Below are 3845 nucleotides of genomic sequence, written 5' to 3' on the forward strand. Positions count from 1 at the left end.
CGTCTACGTCGCCGCCGCGGCGGTCTTCGGCCAGGACACCCTGGTCAACCCGTTCCTCGGGGTCTTCTACGTGTTCCTGTGGGTCGGGATGGTCCCGCTGTCGGTGCTCCTCGGGCCGGTGTGGAAGGCGATCAGCCCCAGCCGCACCATCAACGCGGTGCTGGCGAAGGTGTCGGGCAGCGACCCCGAGGTCGGGATGTACACCTACCCCGCGCGCCTGGGCTACTGGCCGGCGGCGGTGGGCCTCTTCGCGTTCGTGTGGCTCGAGCTCGTCTACCCGCACTCCACCGAGATCGGCCCGGTCCGCCTCTGGTGCGCGGTCTACCTCGGCATCATGCTCATCGGCGGCGCCCTCTTCGGCAACCGCTTCTTCGAGCGGGCCGACCCCTTCGAGGTCTACTCCTCGCTCGTGGCCAAGCTCTCCGTCTGGGGCCGGCGTGACGACCGGCTCGTCCTGCGCAGCCCGCTGGCCAACCTCGCCACCGTGCCCGTCGCCCCCGGACTCGTCGGCGTCGTCGCGGTGCTCTTCGGCAGCACGGCGTACGACTCGTTCAAGGAGGCCAGCCCGTGGGTGCGGTTCGTGCAGAGCACGACCATCCCCTCGGGCCTGATCGACAACGTCTCGCTGCTGGCGTTCTGCGTGGGCGTCGGGGTGATCTTCGCGGTGGGCTGCATGGCGACCGGCGTCGGACCCGAGACGCGGCGCTCGACGCTGCCCGACCTCTTCGCGCACTCGGTGGTGCCGATCGTCGTGGGCTACATCATCGCCCACTACCTGACCTACCTCGTCGAGTACGGCCAGACGACGCTCGTGCAGCTCAGCGACCCGTTCAGCCGCGGCGACGACTACCTCGGCACCGCCGACCTCTCGGTCAACTACTGGCTGTCCTTCCACCCGGACTTCCTGGCCCGGCTCAAGGTCGCGGCGGTGGTCGCCGGGCACGTGCTGGGCGTCATCGCCGCGCACGACCGGGCCATCTCGCTGCTTCCCCGCCGCCACCAGCTCACCGGCCAGCTGCCGCTGCTCCTGGCGATGGTGCTCTTCACCGTGGGTGGGCTCTACCTGCTGTTCGCCGCCTGAGGAGACGGTCCCCGGGGAACGGGACCCGGTGCCGGCACGCCGCCGACCGACTCCGGTCCCGTTCCCCTCGCGGGATGTCCTGCGGTGCGTCAGCCCAACGGGGCGAGGCGGCGACCGGCGTACGACGTGCGCACCGGGGTGCCGGACGCCTGGACCGAGGTCGTGGCCTGGCGGGCGCTGATGCCGGCGACCGGGCCGTACGGCCAGCCCACGGGCAGGTAGGGGATCACCGAGATCGACTCACAGGTCTCCCGCTCGGCGTGGATCTTGTCGAGGGGGTCGATGGCGCCGATGTAGATGACACGGTCGTTCTTGCCCTCGAGCGCGGACCCGATGTCGTCGTAGTCGTCGCAGTAGAACTCGTCGCGGGCACCGTCCGGGTACAGGTAGATGGTGTCGTTGCCCTGCTCACCGAAGACCGAGTCCTCGCCCGGACCGACGAAGTAGATGTCCTCGCCCTCGTCGCCCTTCATGAAGTGGTCGTTGCCCTCGCCGTCGATGATGATGTCGTCGCCGAGGCCGCCCTGCAGCGCGTAGTCGTCGCCGGGGCCGCCGTCGATGACGTCGTTGTCGTCGAGGCCGAGGAGCTTGTCACGGCCGTCGCCGCCGCGCAGCACGTCGTTGCCGGGGCCGCCGTTGATCTCCGGGGTGCCCCCGGCGTTCTTGCCCTGGGTCTTGTCGGGAGCGACGCCGTCGTCGCCGGGACCGCCGTCGAGGACGTCGTTGCCGGGTCCGCCGTTGACGTTCTCCGCGCCGTCGCCACCGTAGATGCTGTCGTCGCCCGACGCGCCCGCGAGTCGGTCGTCGCCGGTGCCACCGTCGATGGCGTCGTTGTCGCCGTTGCCGTCGATGTGGTCGTTGCCGTCCCCACCGAGGATCGAGTCGTTGCCGGTGCCGCCGTCGATGCGGTCACCCTCGGTGCCGCCGTCGATGCTGTCGTCGCCCTCGGCGCCGACGAGCCAGTCGGCCCCAGCGCCACCGAGGAGCGAGTCGACGCCGCCCTGGCCCTGGAGCTTGTCGTTGCCGGCCTGGCCGACGAGCGCGTCGTCGCCGGGTCCGCCGACGACGGCGTCCTCGCCGTTGCCACCGTCGAGGGCGTCGTTGCCGGTGCCGCCCATGAGGAGGTCACGACCGCCGCCACCGAGGACGGTGTCGTGGTCGTCCTGGCCCCACAGCTTGTCGTTGCCGGAGCCGCCGTCGACCCAGTCGTTGTCCGGTCCGGCGTAGACGGTGTCCTTGCCGCCCTTGGACGCGACCTTGTCCTGGCCCGAGAGGGACTTGATCATGTCGGGCTTGCCTGAGCCGTTGATGCGGTCGGACGAGCGGGAGGCCACCTGCTGAGCGCCCACCGCAGGTGCGGCGGCGAGGGCGAGGGAAGCCACCAGAATCACGGACGCGCCGGAGCGCGCGACGATATTCTGCATGGGAGTACTCCAAAAAGGGGGGTTGACGCTGGGGGGACGACCAGTGTCACCTCTTGAAGCCCTCTTGTCAGTTCCTTGACAAAGGTTCACCCGACCGGGTGCAGCGGGGGGCCCGTTCGGACTAGCCCCTCATCGCCTCTCTCCGGCCCCTCGTCCGGCCCTCTTCCCGACCCGTGGTCGGGCCCGTCGTGGGACCTGCTCGAACCCCACCGACGCGGGGAACACGGCATCGACCACGCCCCCGACGGCGCGCAGCAGCGCCGAGTCACCGACCTCCCCCAGGGCGCGGCCCGCGACCAGCGCGCGGTCCGCAGCCGGCCTGTCCTCGGGGAGGAAGTGCAGTCCCAGGACGCGGGAGAACCCCTCCACCATGCCGGCGATCTCCCGCTCGGACCACCCCAGCGTCGGACGCATCCGGTTGACCACGACCCGGACGGGCGTGCCCCCGGTGCGGTCACGAAGGTCGACCAGACCCCTGGCCAGGCGGGACAGCCCGACCGGATCCGCGGAGCCGACCACCACCACCTCGTCGGCGAGATCGATCGCGGTGAGGGTCATCGCGTTGCGCGACGGACGGGACCCGAAGTCCTGCCCGGGCTCGTCCTCGAGGTTGAAGCCGGTGTCCACGACGACGTCGCCGTGCTCGAGAGCGCACTCGAGGACCTGCTCCATGGCCGAGCCGCGCACCTCGATCCACCGGTCCGCACGTGGGAGGCCGGTGACCACACGCAGCTGGTCCCCGACGCCCCGGCACGTCGACCCGAACCGTTCGACCAGGTGACCCGAGCCAGCCAGCCGGGCGGCGGAGAGGATCCCGGACACCTCGTCGAGGATGCCGAGCTGCTGGGCCACGCCTCCGCCGTACGGGTCGCCGTCGACCAGGACCGTGTCGCGCCCCCGACGGGCGAGCTCGGAGGCCATCGTCACCGCCGTGGTGGTGCGCCCGGGCGCGCCCCCCGGTCCCCAGACGACGACGAGACGGCGGTCCCCGTCGGGTCCGCCCTCCACGGGCACCGACACGTCCGGGTCGGCACCGGGATCGGGCCGGACCCGGGTGTCGGCGACGTCCTCGATCGTCGTCACCGCCTCGGCCAGGCCGTCGGGGTCGTCGAAGGCGACCAGGGCGTGGACATCGATGCGCAGCGCCCGGGCGAGCACGTCCGGGTCGTCGGTGCGCGACACGACGGCGACCGGGCGCACGGCGTGGCGTCGGAGGTGCATGACCGCCGCGGGGTCCAGCCCCGGTGACTCGAGGCCCACCACCGCCACGTCGGCCTGGCCGCTGGTCGCCGTGGCGAGCAGGTCGTCGACGTCCACGCACCGCTTGAGCACGACCACGC

General features: G+C 71.6%; 3 protein-coding genes. 1 reads left to right on the plus strand and 2 read right to left on the minus strand.

Annotated elements, in window-relative coordinates:
* On the plus strand, positions 1–1081 hold a 1081-nt coding region (locus ACXJKL_RS16560), incomplete at its 5' end, for a hypothetical protein (RefSeq protein ID WP_457208118.1).
* Positions 1082–1170: 89 nt separating this feature from the next.
* Here ACXJKL_RS16560 and ACXJKL_RS16565 read toward each other — a convergent pair.
* Both ACXJKL_RS16565 and ACXJKL_RS16570 read right to left on the minus strand, forming a co-directional pair.
* Positions 1171–2505, minus strand: coding sequence for a calcium-binding protein (locus ACXJKL_RS16565; protein WP_457208119.1), 1335 nt, complete (start codon positions 2503–2505; stop codon positions 1171–1173).
* Between the two features lie 129 nt (positions 2506–2634).
* Positions 2635–3845: AAA family ATPase (locus ACXJKL_RS16570; RefSeq protein WP_457208120.1), on the minus strand; the 1211-nt coding region annotated here is incomplete at its 5' end.

The organism is Nocardioides sp. P5_C9_2 (assembly GCF_054049555.1).